The following is a 21,844-nucleotide window of genomic DNA, read 5'->3' on the forward strand; positions in this document are numbered from 1 at the left end:
AATAGAAATCAAATGTAGTTAAAAGGAAATGAAAATAAAATTCCAATTTTTAAATTGCTTCGTTTGAAGTCACAAGCAAGTGATTTTCGTAAAAACAAAAAATCCAAATCCCAGTGATTAGTTGGAATTTGGATTTTAAATATTTTATTTCTTAGGTTTATTTTCCTTTGTTTGCTTCGGCGATGTATTTTTCTAAAGCCATTGTCATAGAAGGAGTTTCAGGAGTTGGAGCAAGAATATCAATTCTTAAACCGTGGTCTAAAGCTTCTTTTTGAGTCGTGCTTCCAAATACTGCAATTCGCGTATTGTTTTGTTTAAAATCTGGGAAGTTTTTAAACAATGATTTAATTCCCGTTGGGCTAAAAAATGCCAAAACATCGTAATAAACATCTGCAAGATCAGAAAGGTCGCTCATTACAGTTCTGTAAAAAATAGCCTGTGCCCAATCCACTTTTAAGTTGTTTAGCGTTACAGGAGCATCTGCATTTAATTGATCAGATGCAGGAAGTAAAAACTTCTCGTCTTTGTACTTTTTGATAAGAGGAGATAAGTCTGCAAAATCTTTTGCTCCAACGTAAATTTTACGTTTTCTGTACACAACATACTTCTGCAGGTAAAATGCTACGGCTTCAGATTGACAAAAATACTTCAATCCTTCTGGAACTTTGTAACGCATTTCATCAGCCACTCTAAAAAAATGATCTACAGCATTTCGACTTGTTAAAATGATCGCAGTGTAATGATTAAGATCGATTTTTTGTAATCGAATCTCTTTTGCGCTAACCCCTTCCACATGAATAAATGGTCTGAAATCAATTTTTATTTTGTGTTTTTGTTGGAGCTCAAAGTAAGGAGAATTCTCCACTTTAGGTTCAGGCTGTGACACCAAAATTGTTTTCACTTTCATATTATAAACATTTTCTAAGCACTCCCTTTTGTTATCCAATAATAGAGAAAATAATAAGGGGCTATTTCAAGAGCGCAAAGATATAAAATAAAATAAAATAACTTGCTGATTATTGCATTTTGATACGTTTTAATTGAAATAAAATAGGCGTATAGGCTAATACACAGCGAAATGCCTATCAATGCTAATGGTACAATAGTTGGAATATTGTCGTAATAGAACAAAACAGCATTAATTGGAAGCAGTAAAACCCCTATATACGTTCTGTAAGTAACTTTTTGCAAATTAAAAAGGTCAACAAACTCTTCAATATTGAATGAAGTTGCTACAATTTTCTCAACTAAATATTTTGCTAGAATAAAATACAATAGAAATGTTGCAATCTGAATAAATAAAAGCCAGTCTGTTTTTAATACAATATCTGCGGCGTTTTTTGAATTTTGCGAAAAAATATGCATCGTCAGCTGAATAAAAAACGCAAACGAAATAATCTGTACAAAAAACAATCCTACAGTAAAACTGCTTTTCATATGGTTGTTGTCACGATAGATTTTAGCATATTTATCTGAGAAAATCAGCTTGCTGAATTCTGAGAATCTATTTTCGTAAGCCGACTTTGTAATGGCAACAACAGCAAAGGTCACGACAAATAAAGCAGTTGCCCAATCTTTGTTTTCAATAATTCGTGGATGAAGGTGTTCAATCATAGTGTCACAAAATTAGTAATTTTTATATTTCAACCGTTTTATTATGTATTTATTATGAAGCAAATGCTATAAAAAGTTTACTTTTGCGGTGAAATTACCGAGAAAAAAATGAGTGATAGTATTGTCATAATTCCTACTTACAACGAAATTGAAAACATTGAAAGTATTGTAAGAGCTGTCCTTTCGCAGCACAAACCTTTTCATCTTTTAATTATTGATGATAATTCTCCAGATCATACCGCAAATAAAGTGATTGCCTTGCAGGAAGAATATCCTGGGAGATTGTTTTTGGAAAAAAGAGCAAAAAAATCAGGTTTAGGAACCGCTTATGTTCATGGTTTTAAATGGGCTTTGGAGCGTCAGTATGATTTTATTTTTGAAATGGATGCTGATTTTTCTCATAATCCCAACGATCTTGAAAAGTTGTTTGACGCCTGTCATTTTGGAGGCGCTGATCTTGCTATCGGATCGCGTTATGTAAAAGGAGTAAATGTGGTAAACTGGCCTTTGAGCCGTGTATTGATGTCGTATTTTGCATCGGTTTATGTTAAGTTTATTACCGGAATGAAAATTCATGATGCAACTGCCGGTTTTGTTTGCTATAAAAGAGAGGTTTTGGAAAAAATTAATCTGAACAAAATCAAATTTGTTGGTTATGCTTTTCAAATTGAGATGAAATATCGAACTTATTGTGGTAAATTTGAGATAACAGAAGTGCCTATCATTTTTACTGATAGGACTAAAGGAGTTTCGAAAATGAGCAATGCCATTATCAAAGAAGCTATTCTTGGTGTGATTTCTCTTCGATTAAAAAAATTATTCAATACATTATAAAGAAAAGACAATGAACAGGATTTTAATTAAAAATGCTAAAATTGTAAACGAAGGATCAATTTTTGAAGGTGATGTTTTAATTGAAAATGACTTAATTGTTGAAGTTTCAGACAGCATCAGCCTTAAAACCTCTGACTGCAAAGTGATCGACGCCGAAGGTAATTATTTGATTCCGGGCGCTATTGATGATCAAGTTCACTTTAGAGAACCGGGTTTAACGCATAAAGGAGATATTGAATCGGAATCGAGAGCAGCTGTTGCGGGTGGAATTACCTCTTATATCGAACAGCCAAATACGGTTCCAAATGCCGTTACTCAAGAAATATTAGAAGAAAAATATCAGATTGCTTCTCAAAAATCATATGCGAATTATTCGTTTATGATGGGAGCAACAAACGATAATTTAGAAGAAGTTCTAAAAACAAATCCAAAGAATGTTGCTGGAATTAAGATTTTCCTAGGTTCTTCAACAGGAAATATGTTGGTTGACAATGAAGCGACTTTGGAAAAAATATTCTCAAGCACACCAATGCTAATTGCAGTTCACTGCGAAGATGAAACGACAATCCAGAATAATTTGGCAAAATTTAAAGGGCAATATGGCGAAGATGTTCCAGTAACGGCGCACAACTTGATCAGAAGCGCTGAAGCTTGCTATATTTCTTCTTCAAAGGCTGTTGCGCTAGCGAAAAAAACCGGAGCAAGACTTCATATTTTTCACCTTTCAACGGCAAAAGAAATGGAATTGTTTACCAATAAAATTCCATTAGAAGAGAAAAAAATTACAGCTGAGGTTTGTGTGCATCACCTTTGGTTTACTGATGAAGATTATAAAACAAAAGGGAATTTCATAAAATGGAATCCCGCTGTGAAAACGGCAGAAGATCGTGCTGAACTTTGGAAAGCATTAAACGACGGCCGAATCGATGTTATCGCAACAGATCACGCGCCACATACTAAAGAAGAAAAACAACAATCATATTTGAAAGCGCCTTCTGGAGGTCCGCTTGTGCAACATGCAGTTGTAGCAATGTTTGAGGCGCATCATCAAGGGAAAATCAGCGTGGAGAAAATTGTGGAAAAAATGTGCCACAATCCAGCTAAACTTTTCAAAATTGAAAAAAGAGGATTTATCAAAGAAGGTTATTATGCCGATTTGGTAATTATAAATCCAAGTTTGCCTTGGAGTGTAAATTCGGATAATATTTTATACAAATGCGGTTGGTCGCCTTTTGAAAATATGGCTTTCAAATCTAGAATTACGCATACTTTTGTGAATGGAGAAATGGTTTACAACAATTTCAAAGTAAAAGATGTTCGCGCCGGAAAAAGATTATTGTTTGACAGATAAAAAGCTGAAATGAAGAATTTTGTATTTATAATATTGGTTTTGTTTCTTTCTGTAAGCTGTAAAAAAGAGCTTGTAAAAGAGCCAAAAGGACTTATTGACAGAGGAAAAATGGTTGATATTATGTATGATTTGTCTCTTTTGGAGGCAATAAAATACCAAAACCCGCTTTCTTTGGATTCTGTTGAGTCAGATCCGAAGAAATTTATCTTTAAGAAATACAAAGTGGACAGTCTGCAATTTGCGCAAAGCAATATTTATTACGCTGCTGATTATGAAACGTACAAAGATATGTTTGATGAATTAGGAAAACGATTGGCAGTCCAGCAAAGAGCAGCAGATTCACTGGTTAAAATAGATGAAAAAAAGGCTGCAAAAAAAGCTAAGAAGGAAGCGGCGCAAAAACCAAAAGATTCGATAAAAAGTGCACCAGCGTCAACTCCAAATCCACGAAGCAGAGAAAAACTTTTAGATCAATAATTAAGTTTTGAAATATTTACAATGTACTCATGTACATCTTGAAAAACCGTTCCTAGAGCGGTTTTTATTTTTTCATTAGAATAGAGATCTTTTGAATAAGAAGATTTTGCTGTTGCTTTTGTCAAGCGTCTTTTTTGAAAAAATAAAGTCGAGAAAACGGCATCAATCATCCAAAGAGAATTCATTAAAAAAGGTTTTGCATGAATGCTCGGTTTTTTTACTTTTAAAACAGTTGCAATCGTGTCCAGAATGTCTTTAAAAACTACATTTTCTGCAATCAAAGTAAAACGCTCATTTTTAATGTCGCTTTTCATTAATTGGAATGCTATTTTTACAACATCATCAACGGTAATAAAGCCAGTGCTTCCTAGAGTGTAGAATGGAAGTCCGTTTTTCACTTTTACATACAATTCGGCGCTGCCTTGTTGTACTTCTTTTGTTTTCGGAATTGGACCTAAAATCACACCCGGATTTACAATGATAATATCCAAACCTTCTTGAACGGCGCGCCAAACTTCCATTTCGGCACCATATTTAGAAATAGCATAATCGCTGTGTGGTTTTTCAGGATTCCAGTCGGTTTCTTCAGTAATATAAGTTTCGTGTGCAGCTAAATCGCCCAAAGCTGCAATCGAACTTACGTAGCAGAATTTTTTTATTCCGCGTGCAATTGAAAAATTAACCATATTGGCCGTTCCTTCAATATTTGTTTTTCGGAGTGCGTCTTCATCTTTTGGATCGAATGAAATTAATGCGGCGCAGTGATAAACGTAATCGACATCGGTAAAAGCAATTTCGAGCGAAGGAACGTCAAGAATATCGGCTTCAAGCCATTCTATTTTTGCAAACAAATCGCCTTTTTTATAAAGTTCAAAAACCGATTTTGTTTTCTGAATGTTGCTTTGATTTCGGTAAATAGCCCGAACATTTTCTCCATTTTCAACTAAATGAAGCAATAAATGCGAGCCTACTAAACCTGTTCCTCCAGTTACTAATACCATTTTGTAAATATAAGTTTTTTGGTTAAAGGAGCAAAGAGGCAAAGGCTCAAAGTTGCAAAGCTTTTGTAGAATTTGAACGAAAAAAAGCCGTCAAAATATCGTTTAAATATTCTGACGGCTTTTTTAATAGGATAAAAATCTAGAAAATAGTGTAGGCTAAAACAAAATCTATTGAACTGTAATTTGTTGTGTAATTCAGATAATCACGCATTAGCTGTTTCTTTGTGTTTAATCGAAGTTCACCACTAAATTTGTCTTTAAAATTGTAACCTAAACCAAAGGCAAAATTAGCTCCTGTATTACTTTTGAATTCGTTTACCGTATTTGTAGCAACTTCAGTATAAGTTATAGTTGCCTTAGCGCCCAAGTCAATCACATATGCGGCATTGATGAAAAGTTTCGATTTTTCATTTAAAAACATATAATGTCTAATTCCTAATGGAATTTGAATTGTATTATAGTTTGCTTTTGCTTTGTACTCTTTATCGGGAATTGATATAAATCCTGTTGGTACTAAATATGTTTTTTCATTTTCATATTTTTGATAAGAAGGATTAGCAAAAATGCTCCATTTGTTTTTATTATAAGGAAGTACATATTCTGCTTCAAAACCAATTTTAAAAATAGTTTTACTATCAAAATCGACATTGTAATTTGGATTACCACCATTATCAGCAGATAAAGAAACAAAACTAGCAGCTGGAACTATTTTTAGATGAAAAGCGCCTTTAGTTGTACTTTCTTCGGTTTTTTGTACCGCATTTGGGTTTACTGCATTGTTGTATTTGTTGAAATACTTAACAAGATCTGCTTTTTTGTATGTTAGCTTTTGAATGTCATTTTCAGTGATATTGTCCGATTTTACATTTCTAAAAAGCTGATTTTTATACTCATTGCTTTCAATAACTTTTTCGGCTCCTTCGTTATTATCAGATTCAATATATTTTACATTAATAAACTGTTCCGTCGGAATCGTTTTTGTTTCATAGAAATAACGAGTAATACTTTCATCGCTGTAACTGTACAAAGTCGCGTCGCCTTTTGCTAGAACTCTTAAAAAGATAACTTCTTCACTCCAAATCGGGTCTTTTTGCGTGCGCATTTGTTTTAACTCATTGCTTGAGCGATCTATTTTTATTTTAAATCGTTTAAACGTTGTTTCGTTTGTGATTCCAAATTCTTGAATATTTGAAATATTTTCAGTTTTAAATTCTTTTTCGTTCGGATCGGTTTTGTACTTAAAGTCTTTGGGAGTATTTTTCCAGTCAAGATTTTTTATAAAACATTCTGTTTTTGTTCCGTCATTAGAAATAAAGTAACCTTTTTCAAAAGAAATTTGAGCATTAATAAAAGTGCAGCAAAGCAATAAAGTAGATAGTAATAATTTTTTCATTTTTGTTTTTTTGATGCCGGCGAAGCTAGATAAAAAGTAATATTTTTTTTACGGGTTTCCTCATTTTTGGTTTTTTTAGGAAAAAATAAAAGTTTTTAATTCTCTTCGGAATTCAAATGCGAATAAAAAAGCTGTCAGAATATTGTTTAAATATTTTGACAGCTTTTTCAATAGAATAAAAAACTAGAAAATGCTGTAAGATAATAGCAAATCTAAACTGCTGAAATCAGTAGAAAAAGGCATGTAGTTGTGTGCTAGATTTTTGCCAGCATTGTATCTAATTTCGGTGCTGATTTTGTTTTTAAAATTGTAACCAAGACCAAGTGCAAAGTTGCCTTGCGCTTTTCCATCTAAATTCACATATTTTGATTCATAAGTAAATTTTCCGCCCAAAGTAACGGCATAAGCCACATTTACAAATATTTTTGAATTTTGATTTAAAAACAAATAATGGCGCACGCCTATTGGAAGACTAAAACCTGAATATTTTACGGTAGATGGATGCTCAACATGTTGGCTGTTATTCACGCTGTAAAGTACACCATAATCTTTGCTGTCTTCATATTTTTGATAGAATAAGCCGATGAATGCGCTCCATTTATTTTTATTAAAAGGGAAAACGTACTCGCCTTCAACACCAAATGTAGGTTGCGTTTTGTTGTCGTATTTGGCACTTTGGTATCCAGAACTTTCTGCTCCACTTACTGTTAGAGAAGTGAAACTTACACCTGCTGATGCTTTTAAGTGAAAAATGCCTTTATTTTTATCATTTATGGTTTTTTCAATAGTAGTGGCATCTACATTGTTATACTTTAAAAAATATTTGACTAGAGATTCTGTTTTGTATTCCAGCCTTTTGATTTCATTTTCGCTGGTATTTTCATTCTTTACGTTATTAAATAACTGTTGTTTGAAATAATTGTTTTCTTCGGTTGTACCGGCTCCAGTTAGATCATCTACCATAAGATACTCTTTAAAAACAAGCTGTTCTGTTGGAATATTCTCTGTTTCATAAAAAAATCTGGCGAAATCTTTAGTAAGATAATAGTATAATGTTGCTTTTCCTTGTACTAATACTTTTAGAAAGACGGTGTCTTCTTTCCAGACAGGATTTTTTGTTGTTGAAATATTTTCTAATCGATTGTCTGATTGGTCGATTTTTACGGTCGCTCTTTTAAATGTAGCACCGTTTTCGACACCAAATTCTTTTACAGTTGCAATAGTTTCTGTTTTAATATCAGTGTCATCGCCGGCAATTTTGTACTTGAAGTCGACAGGGTTATTGTACCAGTCAATATTTTTTATGAAACAGGCTGTTTTTGTTCCATTATTCGAAATAAAATATCCTTTTTCGAAAGATATTTGAGCATTAATTGCTGAGAAATAAAGAAATAATGTTAATAGTAAAAATTTTTTCATAGAAATGGTTTTGGTTGCCGAAAGTATAAAAAGGAAAATTTGTTTTTTTACGGGTTTCCTCATTTTCGATTTTTTTTGCTAAAAAAAATTAGAGGTTGAAACTTTCTTTACTTTATTCTATCCGATTTAGTATTGCTTTTTGATATTGCCATTGCCATTGATTATATTTGCGCAAAATATTATTAAAAATGAAGAATCTAGTTGAAGAATTAAAGTGGCGCGGTTTGTACCATGATAGCATGCCAGGAACGGAAGAACAATTGCTAAAAGAGGTAACATCGGCTTATATTGGTTTTGATCCAACGGCAGATTCACTGCATATAGGCAGTATGGTTCAGATTATTTTATTGGTTCATTTAAAGAATTTTGGTCATCAGCCAATTGCCCTTGTGGGCGGTGCGACCGGAATGATTGGTGATCCTTCTGGAAAATCTGATGAAAGAAATCTGTTGAACGAAGAGACTTTGGCTAAAAATGTTGCGGGAATCAAGAGTGTTCTGTCTCGTTTTTTAGACTTTAATTCAAAAGAAGCAAATTCTCCAATCATGGTAAACAACTATGACTGGATGAAAGAGTTTTCGTTTATTGATTTTGCACGTGAAGTTGGAAAACGAATCACTGTAAATTATATGATGGCGAAAGACTCTGTTAAGAAAAGATTGAGTGGAGAAGGTGAAGGAATGTCTTTTACTGAATTTACATATCAATTAATTCAAGGTTACGATTTTTATCATTTATATAAAAACAACAACTGTCTTTTGCAAATGGGAGGTTCTGATCAATGGGGAAATATTACCACTGGTACAGAATTAGTTCGCAGAATGGGTGGTGAAAATGCGAAAGCTTTTGCGTTGACTACACCTTTGATCACAAAAGCAGACGGATCTAAATTCGGTAAATCTGAAGGTGGAAATGTTTGGTTAGATGCTGACAAAACTTCAGTTTACAAATTTTACCAGTTTTGGGTAAATGCTACCGATGTTGATGCTGAAAAATATATCAAAATCTTTACTTTTTTAGATAGAGAAACAATTGACGCTTTAATTGCTGAGCACCAAGCGGCGCCGCATTTAAGAATTCTTCAGAAGAAATTGGCTGAAGAAATCACGATTTTTGTTCATAGCAAAGAAGAATTAGAAAAAGCGATTCAGGCTTCAAATATCTTATTTGGAAATTCGACTTCTGAAGATTTGAAAAAATTAGACGAAGCTACTTTTTTAGAAGTTTTTGACGGAGTTCCGCAGACTGAAATCGCAAAAGCTGATTTAGAAAACGGATTAGATATTATTACTGTTTTAAACGAAAAAACAGGTTTCTTCAAATCTAACGGAGAAGCTAGAAGAGCTTTGACGGCAAATTCTATTTCGGTAAACAGAGAAAAAATCAAAGAAGATTTTGTTTTGACAGCAAATGATTTGATCAACAATCAATTTGTGTTGTTGCAAAGTGGAAAGAAAAATTACTTTGTGATAAGAGTGGTTTAAAGTTTGTTTAACCGTTTAATCGGTTAATTGTTTAATCGATTTTTAAAGAGATAATTAAACAAAAAAATATAAACGTCCCAATGGTTCGAAAGAGCTGTTGGGATTTTTTTTATTTTTAGAGAAATAAAATCGAATGTTTTTTTTAGTAAGTTTATTCCCTAACTAAAACTAAAAACTAATGATTGGATTTTTATTTATTTACTGGATTTGGAAAGCATTTGCCAATTTGGCCGAAGAAAACGGCAAGAACAAGTGGCTTTATTTTTTCATTGGAATTGTGTCTTATTATGCAGGGGTAATTTTTTCCGGATTTGCTATAGGTCTTTTTTCTGCTTTGCTTGGATTTGAAGATTTTGCAAATGAGGACACTGTAAATCCAGCTTGGAGTTTGCTTTTTATAGTTTTCGGTGGTTTAGCTTGCTATGGAATTTATAAGCTTTTAGAACATAAAGGCGAAAAAGAAAGAGAGCTTTCGCAAGAAGACAGTATAGAAAATATCGGAATCAACAATGACATTCAAAGTTGATTTAATTAGATTTTTCGGTTAAACAAATAACCGATTAAACGAATCAACAATTAAAGAACCATCAGATTGCATCCGCGAATATCAGAATTATCAAAACGTCCCAAGACTTCAAAAGAGTTGTTGGGATTTTTTTTGCCTAAATCCTGCGTTGCAATAAATGAACATGAATTGATGTTTGCCAAATCAATAACATTAATACCGCCAGTTTTTCCGTTGTTTACATAAGTTAAAGCATCTTCTGGATCGCGAACAAGAATGTTCATCCATGCGGGACATTCAAAAACGCCGTCACCTAGTGAATAGGCCTGCGCCAAAAGTTCGGTCATTCCGTATTCTGAATGTATAGAGGTTACGCCAAAACCTTTGCAAAGCAATTCATGAAGCTCTTCGCGGATCATTTCTTTTCGCTTTCCTTTCATGCCACCAGTTTCCATGATAATGGTATTTTGAAGCTGAAATTGGTGTTTTTCGATTAAATCGAGCAATGCATAAGTAACGCCAATTAAAATGACATTCTGGCCGGCTTCATCAAGTTCTGTAAGTTTCTTGATTAAGTCATCGTGATTGTGCAAATAAAACCCACTTTCAGGCTGATTTGACAGTTTTATCAAATCTTCGACCATATAAATCAACGATGAACCGTCGCGCTCTAAATAAGACGGCAAAAGAGCTAAAACAACGTAATCCTCTATATTGCCGTAAAATTGAGAAAACCCCTGACGATAACTTTCTTCATAAAGCGAAACATCGGTAACTAAGTGACGGCTTGTAACCATTCCGGTTGTACCGCTGCTGGTGAAAGTAACCTGAGGAAAATCAGTATTGGAAACGACTTCGTGGGATTTGAAAAATTGAATGGGTAAAAACGGAATTTCTTTAAGCGATTTTACCTGTTGTGGATTTACGTTTAAATAATCACAGAAATCACGATACACTTTATTGTTCTCGTGCTGAAAACGAAAAACCTTTAAGGCTATTTTTTCAAATTGTTTCTGACTCGAAATCGTAAATATATCGCTGGCTGTGATCAAAACTTTTTTTTGCAAAGATATTTATTTTTTAGTGTTCGGTGTTCAGTTTTTTAGTGTTCAGTATTCAGTTTCGGCTTAAAGTTTGCACCAAAGTTCGCAAACGGCAACTGAACACTAAAAAACTGAACACCGAACACTAAAAAAAAAAGCTCCATCAAAGGAGCTTTTTTTTTATCGTATAATCAGCTTTCGTGTTGCTGATGCGTTTTCTTCACTTATTTTAATGATGTAAACACCGGGAACTAAATCTGAGACATTCAATTCTCTGGTAGCTATATGTGTTTGAAGTACTTTTTTACCGAGAAGGTCAAATACAATAATTTCTTTCTCTAAATCATTTTTAGATGTGATGTAAACCTTACCATTAGTGACCGGGTTAGGGTACAAGCTTAGTCCCTCAATGGCAGTTGTCTCTTGAGTTTTTGGTAATTGTTTACTGTCTTGTGCCGAAACACTCACAGTAAAGAAAAAAGCCAATAAGAATGTAATATAAAAGTAGTTTTTTGCCATCGCATGTATTTGATTACTGTAAATATACAAAAAAAATTACAAAAACTACGCCAAAAAAAATCATCCGTAGAATTTAGGATGATTTTAACATTTTATAAGTCTTTTCTTATTTTTAATAAAGTTTGGATATTGTTTTTTCTAACATTATATCAAACAAAAAAATCCTTCGAAAATATTCCGAAGGATTTAATATAAAGTTTGCTTTTAGGAACTTTTTAGAATAGACCAGGCGCTTTAGTAGCGAAGTCATAGTTTGTCCAAGCGAAAACAGATTTGTCAGCACCAACAGCAGCAGTGTTGTTGAAAACAAGTTTTGCAAAATCAGTAGACAGAAAAGCTGGATAAGTAGTAACTCCGTTAGCAATTACTGCGTTGTAGTTTGCGCCAGGAGCTGGACTATCAGGAGATGTAGTTACACCTGGTTGACCGCTGAAAGTTGGGCCTGTATAGTTAATATCGATAGTAACATTAGCAGCAATAGCAGTACCTGTTGCATCGTTAAATTTAAACAAACCGTTTGTAGGCAAGTTTGTTGCATCACCCCAAACTACTTTTGTATTTGTTAAGTTGATTTTACAACCTGTTCTGTAAGTTGCAAGAGCACGAATTTTATAAGCAGTGTTGTTTGCATCACCAGAATCTTTACCAGCTCCATTGTAAACACCAATTGAGAAGTTTGTCATAGTTGGGTTAGACAAGTTTGCTGTATTAGAAGGAGTTGAGCCAAGATCAGAGAAGAAACCATCACCTTCCATCATACCAGAACCGTTAGTGATGTCGTTAAAGCCAGCTTCACGAATTTCGATTACGTTTTTTGCTGTACCTTTCCAACCTAAACACCAGTCAAAAGTATCATCTGCAGAGTTTACAACTAAAAGGTTTTCAACATTTACAGTTCCACCAAAGAATTCGATGTTATCATCTGCACCGTCGTGTAACCAAAGGTTTTTAAGAATTGTTCCTGTACCTTGTGCATATAATGAAAGGTTGTTTCCTTCTTTTGTACCGTTGATACGAGCACCTGCGTAAGCAATCTCTACGTATTGTAATTCTCCTGATGAATCGTCATCTTTATTAGAACCGTATGTAGCATCTCCAATTTCAGTTGCTTGAGTGTAGCTACCATCTCTTGATCCGTTTGGAGAAACAAGAGTTGCTTTACCACATAAAAATACACCAGCCCAGTCACCAGGTAATTTTCTGTCAGATGTGAAAACAATTGGTTTAGCAGCTGTACCAACAGCTTTTAATTTTCCACCCATGTTTACTTGTACACGTACGTTTGTACCACCTTGAGCACCAGAAGTATTTGCAGTAAATTTAACACCTGGATCAAGTGTTAAAGTAAATCCGTCAATAACAACTAAAGCACCATCTAAAACATAATTTCCAGCTGGTAAAGTAATATTACCTGCAACAGTACCTTTTAAAGAATTTGGGTTATAATCTGGATCAGTTAATGAAGTGATTAACCCGTCTTTAGTTCCTTCTGTAGGGGTGGTGTCGCTGTTGTCGTTACTACTACAACCTACTACCATTGTTGCTGCAATAGCAAGCATAAGCATTTTTTTCATTTGTTTCATTTTAATATTAGTATTTGTGTTGATTTAAAATTATTTAGGTTAAGAATTTTTATAATTGCCAGTTAAGACCAAAAACAATAGTTGATCCTTTTCGGTAACTACTAATAAGCGTGTCTTTAGTTTCGTTTGTAACTGTTGAGGTCGTTTGTTGCGTAAGCCAATATCTTGCATTTAAGATGTTTCTTACTCCAAAGTTGATTCCCAATTTGTATTTTTTAAATTCAAAGTTGTTTATGAAATCAAGTGTTGGAACTGCTTTTTCGATAGTATTTTCACGTAGAGATGTACCTACAGTATATACTTTGTCGTAGAAATAGTTAAAAACCAAAGTTGATAAAAGAGATGTTTCGTCATTACCAGTAGAAAAACTCAAGTCAGAATTAACTAACAAAGGTGAAGCTCCTTGCATTTTTCCTTTCGCATTTGTGAAATAAGTAGAAATAACACCTGTTGTTTGGTTGTTTTGTGTTTGCTCACTATACAAATAAGATGTATTCAAACCCCAAGAGAAATCTCTTGAGCGTGCTTCGCTATCAAAGCTGTAAAGAGTTTTACGAACTTCTAGCTCAGCTCCAACAACAAATGCTTTGTCTGTATTCACATATGAATATTCGATTGCAGGTGAGTTCATTTGCGTACGGCTTATTGGGTTTTGAATGTATTTGTAGAAACCGCCTAACGAAATAATCTCTTTTTTAGATAAATAATAATCATATTTCAAATCAACATTGTAATCAGTTGATGCGATAAGATATGGGTTACCATACTCGTTGCTATTTACATCAGAGTATAAAAATTGCGCCATTTCTTTAAACTGAGGCATTGTATAAGTTTCGCTCGCTGCAAAACGTACTGCATTTTTCTCGTTTAGAGCGTACTTTAAATTTACACTTGGCAAAACAAAGTTTTTGTCAATTTTAGAAGGTTTTACCGTCAAGTCGTTAACACTGCTTGTAAGGTTGGTGTCCCAATTGATAGTTTGTTTAATCTGCTCAGATCTTACGCCTACTTGCACAGTCAATTTTTCGTTAACCGGATATAGTAACTGTAGATATCCTGCTAAAATATCACGATTTGCAAGGTAGTAGAAAGGAGAAAGTGCATTTGGGTTGTCTGCTCCTCCACGTCCTGTATTAAGTTGGAAAACACCTGAATCAAGTCCCGCTTGATTAAGAACCAAGTCTGGATTTAGTGGATCCATAGTTGGCCCTGAACCGAATTTATACAATAATTCTGTAAAATTAAATGTTCTGTCAGTAGTACGATAATTTCCTCCCGCAGTCAAAACAGGAGACTTACCTGATTCTGGATTAAAAGTGTAGTTTACTTCTGCTTTTGCACTTGCATCATTTTCATCAAGTGTCGAAAAATAACGATTGGTTTGTCCAGCTGAGTCCGATGCCGCATTGTAGGAGTTATTTGCGTCATTGAAAGCATACGTATTGGTTTTACGATCTGGTTCTGTACCTTTTAGTTTGCTGTAAACTCCTCCAACATTGACACTAATTTTGTCGCTAAATTTGTAATCAGCCAAAAGTTGGTTTGAGAAAAGGTTGTTGTCATCGTTTTGCTGACGTATTACTAATGATTTTTCGGCACCAGGCGTACCAATGTCTCCGTTGATATCATCATCAAAACCGATTAATTTGTTTACATATTGCGAGTTGTTGTGAATGTAAAGAGAGTTAACCGATACACTTCCTTTGTCGAATTTGTATTTTGCATTTCCTAAAAGGGTTTGTGTTGATTTGTAATCCCAACGATCTAAATCATCGCGACGAGTATAATCTCCTGAAAATGTTGCTTGACCAATAAAACCTTTGCGATAAAAGTATTCGTTGTTGCTTGCAGCTACACCAAAAAGAGAAAGTTTGTTTTTACCAATGTTAAACTTTCCACCACCAATAATGTTGAAATTTTGATTGATTGTGTTTGATACATTGTCAGTTTTGAAGTTTGTTTGAAAATCATAACTGTTCAAGTTTGTAATAGGGCTGTATCTTCCATTTTGAAGGAAACCAAAATAGCTATAAGTTCCATTTGCTACAGCAAATCCATTAGATGAATTAGCATTTGTGTTGATACCAGTACGAGCAGATAAACTTAACATTGAATTTTTGTCTAATTCTTTTGATGAAATATCAATGTTTGCTCCTGCATTATCACCAAATAAATCGGCAGAAAACGTTTTGTTTACGTTTATGTTTTTGATAATGTTAGCACCAAAAAACTCTAACGAAACATTCTTGTAAACTGGATCTTCAGATGGAAGAGGCAAGCCATTTAATGAAGTCGAATTGTATCGGTCACCAAGTCCGCGAACAAAAACGTTGTTTACACCTTCTTGTTTAGAAACTCCAGTAGTTTTTACAACTGCACCAGCAGCATCAGAAACTCCTTTTCTTGATAGCTCTTGAGCACCAATAACTTGTTTCATTTCGATAGCATTTTTTTGCTCTAATAAAAGTGCCGACTCTTTTTCTTTATTGACTGTTGCCGATTTTACAACAACATCTTTAAGAGTAAAACTTCCTGATGATAACACTTGGTTAACAGTAACAGTCTCACCAGCTTTAACAGTAACTGGTTTTTCTACAGATTCGTATCCTACGAAGCTGAAAATGATAGTATAATTTCCTGGATTTACGGTCAATGAATATTTTCCGTCAATGTCTGTATTGGCACTAATGTTTGTTCCTTTTATTAAAACATTTGCAAAAGGAAGTGCAGCATTATTGGTTTCTTTGTCGGTTAATACGCCAGAAATCGTACCTTTGTTTTGCGCGATCGAGATCGTGCAGAAAAATAATGTAATAAATAGAAATTTTAAATTGAATTTCATTTCAGTGTTGTGTTTAATTTATTTTTGGCAAAGAAAGACACGCATTGTAAAGTTCGTGTTAGCCACTTGTTATGTTTTTGTGTTGTGAAGTTTATCAAATTGTTACCAAATTAAATTACCGTTAACCGCAATTTTTAACGGTTGTTTTATTGCTATATTTACGCTGCGAAATAAAAAACATCGAATTAAAACAATGAAAATTTGATGTAAAAATCTCAATTCTTGCTATTTATGAAAAAAACACAGACCAAGATTTTATTAGTTGACGATGAACCAGATATTTTAGAAATCGTTGGCTATAACCTTTCCCAAGAAGGCTATCAAATTGTAACAGCTTCTAATGGAAAAGAAGCTATAGCAAAGGCTCAGAAAGAATTGCCGGAACTAATCATTATGGATGTAATGATGGCCGAAATGGACGGGATGGAAGCTTGCGAACACATCAGAAAAATTCCAGAATTAAATAATGTGATCATTACATTCTTAACCGCGAGAAGCGAAGATTATTCGCAGGTTGCCGGTTTCGACGCAGGTGCTGATGACTATATCACAAAGCCAATAAAACCAAAATTATTGGTCAGCAAAGTAAAGGCGTTGTTAAGAAGGTTAAAAGAACAAGAAGTCGTAACCGACACTATAAATGTTGGCGGAATCGAAATCAACCGCGAAGAATACAAAATCATCAAAGGCAACCTTGAAATCGCTTTGCCAAGAAAAGAATTCGAATTGTTTTATTTATTGGCTTCTAAACCAGGAAAAGTTTTTAAAAGAGATGAAATCCTTGATAAAGTTTGGGGTAATGAAGTTGTAGTAGGCGGAAGAACTATCGATGTTCACATTAGAAAACTTAGAGAAAAAATCGGCGAAGACCTTTTTAAGACTATAAAAGGTGTTGGTTACAAGTTTGAAGTCTAAGCATTGTAATATAAATTTGAACCATATAAATTATATAAGTTCATTTAAATTATAGCATACATATTTTTGTATTCAAAGTTTATCTTTGTTAAAGTTCTGTGCTTTGACAAAGATTTCCTTTTTTATGTTCTAATGTAAATTCATATAATTAAGTTTTGCACTTAAATGAATTTATATAACTTATATGGAAAAAAAATAATCTCTTAATGGTTCACTATTTTTAATGAAAATCAATTTTAAAAAAACATACAAATTTGCAATTAAGTCGGCATTATATATAAGTCTGTTTTCAACTGGCTTTGTGCTGATGTTGATGTCATTATTCTATAAAAATCAATTGAAGCATCAAATTGCTTTTGGAATAATATTCATAATTTCAATTTATATCTTCTCTTTTCTAGTGCTTCAATATCGTGTTGAACGCTTTATTTATCGAAGAGTCAAAAAGATTTATGATGAGGTTTCGCTTCTTGAATCGACACCGCTTATCAATCAGCCCATAACAACCGACATGGAAACGCTTTCCCGAGAAGTGAAAAAGTTTGCGACAGATAAAAAGCTTGAAATCGAAATGCTTGAAATTCGTGAACAATATCGAAGAGAGTTTCTTGGGAATGTTTCACACGAATTAAAGACGCCATTATTTACCGTTCAAGGTTATGTGTCGACTTTGCTTGACGGGGCAATGGACGATAAACACATTCGAAAAAAGTATTTGAAGCGTGCCGAAAAAGGTGTAGAGCGTCTTATATATATAGTAGAAGATTTGGATATGATTACCAAATTAGAATCAGGTGATTTAGATTTAAATATGACCGATTTTGATATTGTGGAATTGATTCAGAATGTCTTCGATTTATTAGAAATGAAGGCCGATAAGAAGAAAATCAAATTGGCTTTTGAAAGTAAAAATGTCCAATCCGTAATTATTCGCGGAGATCAAGACAGAATTCAACAAGTTCTGGAAAACCTGATTGTGAATTCGATTAAATATGGTAAAGAAGGTGGTCTAACGGAGGTTGGCGTTGTAAATCTTACCAAGAAGAAAGTTTTGATCCGAATCAGTGATAACGGAGAAGGTGTTGAAAAACAGAATATCTCAAGACTTTTTGAACGTTTTTACCGTGTTGACAAAAGCGGAACGCGTTCTGAAGGAGGTTCTGGTTTAGGATTAGCAATTGTAAAGCATATTATCGAGGCGCATAAAGAAAAAGTTTATGTAGAAAGTGAATTCGGAATCGGATCTGAGTTCTCTTTTACACTCGAAAAAGCAAATAAAGTGACAAAATCTGAGGTTAAATAATTGTAACAGCAGTTTTTGTAGAAGCCGTAAAACGAGGGTTTTAACAATAAATCAACATACGGTTTCATCGCATAACATTAAATTTTTATTATAGTAACATCTTGTTAATGATTTCTTAACATAGGTGAGTCATCTTTGCATCCTGAAACTAAGGATAAAGAAATGATAAAAAAATTAATTCTTGTGATGACACTATTGCTGACAGCAGCAATGAACGCTCAAGATGTAAATCAGCAAAATGTAAATAAACAAGAAGTAAAAAACGAAGTGCTTCGTATTTTAGATTCGATCAACAAAGCAAAACTTCCAGAAACTAAATCTGGAGGAGGAGTTGAAGAACATTGGTACGATAAAATCTCCTTAAGAGGTTATGCGCAAATACGTTACAATGGGTTGTTTTCTACAAATGATAAAGTAGTCTGCGAACAATGTGATAAATCGTGGGGAACAACCTCGACAGCTCCAGATGCAAAAGCAAACAACGGACTTTTTATTCGCCGTGCCCGTTTAGTATTTTCGGGTCAAGTGCATCCAAACGTATTTTTCTATTTTCAGCCAGATTTTGCAAGTTCTCCTGTAACTGGAGTTCAGAATTTTGTTCAAATTCGTGATTTGTATTTTGATGTTTCTTTTGATAAACTAAGAGAATATAGAGTTCGTATTGGACAAAGTAAAATACCTTACGGGTTTGCAAATATGCAGTCAAGCTCGCAACGTTTAACTTTGGATCGTCCTGATGCAGTCAATAGTTCAATTTTGAATGAGCGTGATTTAGGTCTTTTCTTTTATTGGGCACCTGCCGAAATCAGAGAACGTTTTGCAATGTTAGTAAGAGATGGTTACAAAGGTTCAGGCGATTTTGGAGTTTTTGCTTTTGGAGTTTACAATGGTCAGATCGCAAACAAATTAGATGGAAACAGAGATTTGAATGTGGTGGCAAGAGCAAGTTATCCTTTTGTAATTGGCAACCAAATTATTGAACCTGGAATTCAAGCTTATACTGGAAAATGGGCTTTTACAGATGAAATTTCAACGGGAGTTTCGGTTAATGATCCAAAATATGTAAAAGATCAAAGAGTAGGAGCGACTTTTGTATTGTATCCAAAACCATTCGGAATCCAGACAGAATATAACATCGGAACAGGACCGCGCTATAATCCTGCGACCAATTCGGTTGAGGTAAAAGATTTGAATGGAGGTTATGTTTTATTAAATTACAAACTTGATTTTAAAAAACAGCATATCTATCCTTTTGCCCAATTTCAATATTATGACGGAGGGAAAAAATATGAAAAAGATGCCAGAAGTTATTTAGTTAGAGATTATCAATTTGGTATCGAATGGCAACCAATCAAAGCACTTGAATTGACTGCAGAATATGTAGTTGCCGATAGAACTTTTGAAGACAGCGCCCGCCCAATCAACAGACAAGAAGGTAATTTATTGCGTTTGCAAATGCAGTTTAATTTCTAAAAAAATAAGAGTGAAAATCCGTGTTTATCCGCGTTTTTGCAAATGCAAATCCGTTTAATCTGTGTCACGATTTAGACGCAGATTAAACGGATTCACTATCGTGAAGACGCGGATCAACACGGATTTTTTATTGTTGCGTTTTTTATTGTTGAGATTTATTCTTCAAAAACAGAAAATAATTTATCCCAATCAATATCATTTTTAAATTGGGACAATCCCTTAAACGACTTTACTTTTGAAAGATCTTCAATGGTAAAGTCGTTTTGCATTGCATACGGCACCAAGTTTTCTTCTTGAAGTTTTATTGCTAGATATTCTTGTTCGTATTGCCCAGGAGTTGGAATAAAAAAGGCTTTTTTGCCCAGCTTAGCCAAATCCATAACGGTTGTATATCCAGAACGGCAAAGAACAAATTCACTTTCATTAAAAGTTTGTTCCAACTGTTTTGAGTTCATGAAATTGTAATAGGTGACATTTCCGGCTTGCCATTTGGTTTGCACTTTCTCGACAAGACCTTGAATAAACACCACTTTTCCTTTGTAATTAGCGGCTTCTTTTTGAAGTTTCTCATCCAAATATGTTCGCTGAGGTTCAGGTCCAGACAAAATAATCATCAAATCGTATTGTTTTGGAGTCTCCTTTTGGCGCATTCTGCTTAAAGGCCCAATGTATTTTAAGTTCAGATCATTGGTTTTCAAATGCCCTAATTCGCCCGTAAGATTAGTTTCTCCATTGGTATCAGGAACCCAGCATTCTGTATATTTTTTGATAATATATTGATGACATTTACTTGTAAACCAAGTTGTGTTTCCTGTCATTACATTCAATTGATGGGTCATAAAAACAGATGGAACTTTTTTGCTGAAAACGCCCAAACGATTATCCGAAATAATGCCGTCAATTCCATGTTTTTTAATCCAGCTGTTCACGATTTTTTTCTCGTCTAAAATGGCTGTGATCATTTTTGGAAGATTTTGAATCAGCTTCCATTTAAAATTTTTGCCATTTTTAGCATATTCAATATGATAAGAAGGCAACTCTAAAGTTTGTATATACGGAAATTCTTTGCGCAATAAGGCAAGCGCAATCCCATCAGAAGCAATAATCGGAATGAAGTTATTCTCTTGAAGCGCTTTAATGATCGGGATACATCTTGTGGCATGGCCTAATCCCCAGTTTAATGGAGCAACTAAAATTGTTTTGTTCGCAGAATAGTCAATGCTCATAGTTTAACGCTTTTTAAAAGCGAATATAAAGAAATATGTTTTTGATGATATTTCGGACATATTACTAAATTATTAACGGAATATTTTATTTAAGGTACTAAGTTTCTAAGTTACTGAGATACTAAGTTTCTGAGATGCTAAGTTTTTGGAAATGGTTAAATAAAAAAACCGAACAGAAGTTCGGTTTTAAATGGAGCGCCTAAAAAAACTTAGAAGCTTAGTATCTCAGAATCTTAGAAACTTTTTAATCCTGAATATAAGTTTTATTTCCATTTTTGTTGATGTAGTATTTACCGCCTTTTGGTCCAGTATATACTTTTTTGCCATTATATTCACCAGTAACTTTGTCCGGTGTTTTTGGCGCTTTTTCATTAGTTTCTTTTACAGTCTTAGTAGCTGATTTTTTAGCTTTGTCGGCCTCAGTTTTTGCAGTTTTGCTTGTAGCATCAGCTTTTGTGGCAGTTTTTGCAGCTTTATCGGCTTCGCTTTTTGCTTTTGCGCTTTGCTTGTCTGCTGTTTTTTTAGCATCGCTAGCTGATTCTTTTTTTGCTTTTGTTGCTGCAGAAGTTGCGTCATCAGCAGCTTTTTTAGATTTGTCTGCTGCTTTTTTGGCATCGCTTGCTGATTGTTTTTTCGCTTTTGTTGCCGATGCAGTTGCGTCATCTGCTGCTTTTTTAGACTTGTCAGCTTCTTTTTTTGCGTCAGCTTTTGCTTTTTTTGCATCAGCGCTAGCTTTTTTAGCTGCCGCTTCGGTCTGGCTCTTTGATGCTTTTGCAGCAGCGTCCTGGCCATAAAAATTAGTGGAGAAAGCCACTATAAAACAAAGTAATACTAATTTTTTCATAAGGTTACATGTTTAAAT

19 protein-coding genes and 1 other annotated feature are annotated in these 21,844 nt (G+C 34.0%); of the genes, 8 read left to right on the forward strand and 11 right to left on the reverse strand.

Annotated elements, in window-relative coordinates; translation table 11 throughout:
- Window positions 1-157: 157 nt before the first annotated feature.
- Together FND99_RS05950 and FND99_RS05955 are read right to left on the reverse strand one after the other, a co-directional pair.
- Window positions 158-907 (reverse strand): uroporphyrinogen-III synthase, encoded by a 750-nt coding sequence (locus FND99_RS05950; protein ID WP_035653304.1) that lies wholly within the window; start codon window positions 905-907, stop codon window positions 158-160.
- A 14-nt stretch (window positions 908-921) separates the two neighbouring features.
- Complete coding sequence (locus FND99_RS05955; protein ID WP_144337053.1) at window positions 922-1,614, reverse strand: DUF4271 domain-containing protein; 693 nt, start codon at window positions 1,612-1,614, stop codon at window positions 922-924.
- A gap of 108 nt (window positions 1,615-1,722) precedes the next feature.
- Between FND99_RS05955 and FND99_RS05960 the strand changes: the two genes are divergently transcribed.
- From FND99_RS05960 to FND99_RS05970, 3 genes are read left to right on the forward strand one after another with little or no spacing between them, the layout of a single operon-like run.
- Window positions 1,723-2,448, forward strand: coding sequence for a polyprenol monophosphomannose synthase (locus FND99_RS05960; RefSeq protein ID WP_144337054.1), 726 nt, complete (start codon window positions 1,723-1,725; stop codon window positions 2,446-2,448).
- A 10-nt stretch (window positions 2,449-2,458) separates the two neighbouring features.
- Window positions 2,459-3,799, forward strand: a complete 1,341-nt coding sequence (locus tag FND99_RS05965) for a dihydroorotase (protein WP_144337055.1) — start codon at window positions 2,459-2,461, stop codon at window positions 3,797-3,799.
- A 9-nt stretch (window positions 3,800-3,808) separates the two neighbouring features.
- Complete coding sequence (locus tag FND99_RS05970; protein WP_144337056.1) at window positions 3,809-4,276, forward strand: DUF4296 domain-containing protein; 468 nt, start codon at window positions 3,809-3,811, stop codon at window positions 4,274-4,276.
- On the opposite strand, the gene FND99_RS05975 is transcribed toward FND99_RS05970, so the two are convergent.
- The 3 genes from FND99_RS05975 to FND99_RS05985 form a co-directional block, all read right to left on the reverse strand.
- A complete protein-coding gene (locus FND99_RS05975; RefSeq protein ID WP_144337057.1) occupies window positions 4,270-5,277 on the reverse strand; it encodes an NAD-dependent epimerase/dehydratase family protein in 1,008 nt (335 codons plus the stop codon). The genes FND99_RS05970 and FND99_RS05975 overlap by 7 nt on opposite strands.
- A 139-nt stretch (window positions 5,278-5,416) precedes the next feature.
- Entirely contained in the window at window positions 5,417-6,670 is a 1,254-nt protein-coding gene (locus tag FND99_RS05980; RefSeq protein WP_144337058.1) for a PorT family protein, read from the reverse strand.
- A gap of 183 nt (window positions 6,671-6,853) precedes the next feature.
- On the reverse strand, window positions 6,854-8,089 hold the full coding sequence (locus FND99_RS05985) for a porin family protein (protein WP_144337059.1): 1,236 nt from the start codon (window positions 8,087-8,089) through the stop codon (window positions 6,854-6,856).
- A gap of 188 nt (window positions 8,090-8,277) precedes the next feature.
- Here FND99_RS05985 and tyrS point away from each other — a divergent pair, with 188 nt between their 5' ends.
- Both tyrS and FND99_RS05995 read left to right on the forward strand, forming a co-directional pair.
- On the forward strand, window positions 8,278-9,573 hold the full coding sequence (gene tyrS / locus FND99_RS05990; RefSeq protein WP_144337060.1) for a tyrosine--tRNA ligase: 1,296 nt from the start codon (window positions 8,278-8,280) through the stop codon (window positions 9,571-9,573).
- Between the two features lie 178 nt (window positions 9,574-9,751).
- A complete protein-coding gene (locus FND99_RS05995) occupies window positions 9,752-10,099 on the forward strand; it encodes a hypothetical protein (RefSeq protein WP_144337061.1) in 348 nt (115 codons plus the stop codon).
- 50 nt (window positions 10,100-10,149) lie between these two features.
- Here the strand turns inward: FND99_RS05995 and FND99_RS06000 are convergent, their stop codons facing one another.
- The 4 genes from FND99_RS06000 to FND99_RS06015 form a co-directional block, all read right to left on the reverse strand.
- A complete protein-coding gene (locus tag FND99_RS06000) occupies window positions 10,150-11,130 on the reverse strand; it encodes a LuxE/PaaK family acyltransferase (RefSeq protein WP_162615540.1) in 981 nt (326 codons plus the stop codon).
- A 13-nt stretch (window positions 11,131-11,143) separates the two neighbouring features.
- Window positions 11,144-11,303: a sequence feature (Phe leader region), on the forward strand.
- Window positions 11,302-11,640 carry a T9SS type A sorting domain-containing protein gene (locus FND99_RS06005; RefSeq protein ID WP_144337063.1) on the reverse strand — a complete coding sequence of 113 codons (339 nt, stop codon included), beginning with the start codon at window positions 11,638-11,640 and terminating at the stop codon, window positions 11,302-11,304. It overlaps the preceding feature by 2 nt.
- A gap of 215 nt (window positions 11,641-11,855) precedes the next feature.
- Window positions 11,856-13,214: a hypothetical protein gene (locus FND99_RS06010; protein WP_144337064.1), complete on the reverse strand. Its 1,359-nt coding sequence runs from the start codon at window positions 13,212-13,214 to the stop codon at window positions 11,856-11,858.
- Between the two features lie 58 nt (window positions 13,215-13,272).
- Window positions 13,273-16,065, reverse strand: a complete 2,793-nt coding sequence (locus FND99_RS06015) for a TonB-dependent receptor (protein ID WP_144337065.1) — start codon at window positions 16,063-16,065, stop codon at window positions 13,273-13,275.
- Between the two features lie 231 nt (window positions 16,066-16,296).
- Here FND99_RS06015 and FND99_RS06020 point away from each other — a divergent pair, with 231 nt between their 5' ends.
- From FND99_RS06020 to FND99_RS06030, 3 genes are all read left to right on the forward strand, one after another.
- A complete protein-coding gene (locus FND99_RS06020; RefSeq protein WP_144337066.1) occupies window positions 16,297-16,980 on the forward strand; it encodes a response regulator transcription factor in 684 nt (227 codons plus the stop codon).
- 223 nt (window positions 16,981-17,203) lie between these two features.
- Window positions 17,204-18,283, forward strand: a complete 1,080-nt coding sequence (locus FND99_RS06025) for a sensor histidine kinase (protein ID WP_144337067.1) — start codon at window positions 17,204-17,206, stop codon at window positions 18,281-18,283.
- A 162-nt stretch (window positions 18,284-18,445) separates the two neighbouring features.
- Window positions 18,446-19,756 (forward strand): porin, encoded by a 1,311-nt coding sequence (locus FND99_RS06030; RefSeq protein ID WP_144337068.1) that lies wholly within the window; start codon window positions 18,446-18,448, stop codon window positions 19,754-19,756.
- A 155-nt stretch (window positions 19,757-19,911) separates the two neighbouring features.
- Here the strand turns inward: FND99_RS06030 and FND99_RS06035 are convergent, their stop codons facing one another.
- Together FND99_RS06035 and FND99_RS06040 are read right to left on the reverse strand one after the other, a co-directional pair.
- A complete protein-coding gene (locus tag FND99_RS06035; protein WP_144337069.1) occupies window positions 19,912-20,982 on the reverse strand; it encodes a glycosyltransferase in 1,071 nt (356 codons plus the stop codon).
- 244 nt (window positions 20,983-21,226) lie between these two features.
- The gene (locus FND99_RS06040; RefSeq protein ID WP_144337070.1) at window positions 21,227-21,826 is read right to left on the reverse strand and encodes a hypothetical protein; all 600 of its coding nucleotides are present in this window, start codon (window positions 21,824-21,826) and stop codon (window positions 21,227-21,229) included.
- Window positions 21,827-21,844: the final 18 nt, after the last annotated feature.

Origin of the sequence: Flavobacterium daemonense (assembly GCF_007341385.1) — a bacterium.
Taxonomy (GTDB): domain Bacteria; phylum Bacteroidota; class Bacteroidia; order Flavobacteriales; family Flavobacteriaceae; genus Flavobacterium; species Flavobacterium daemonense.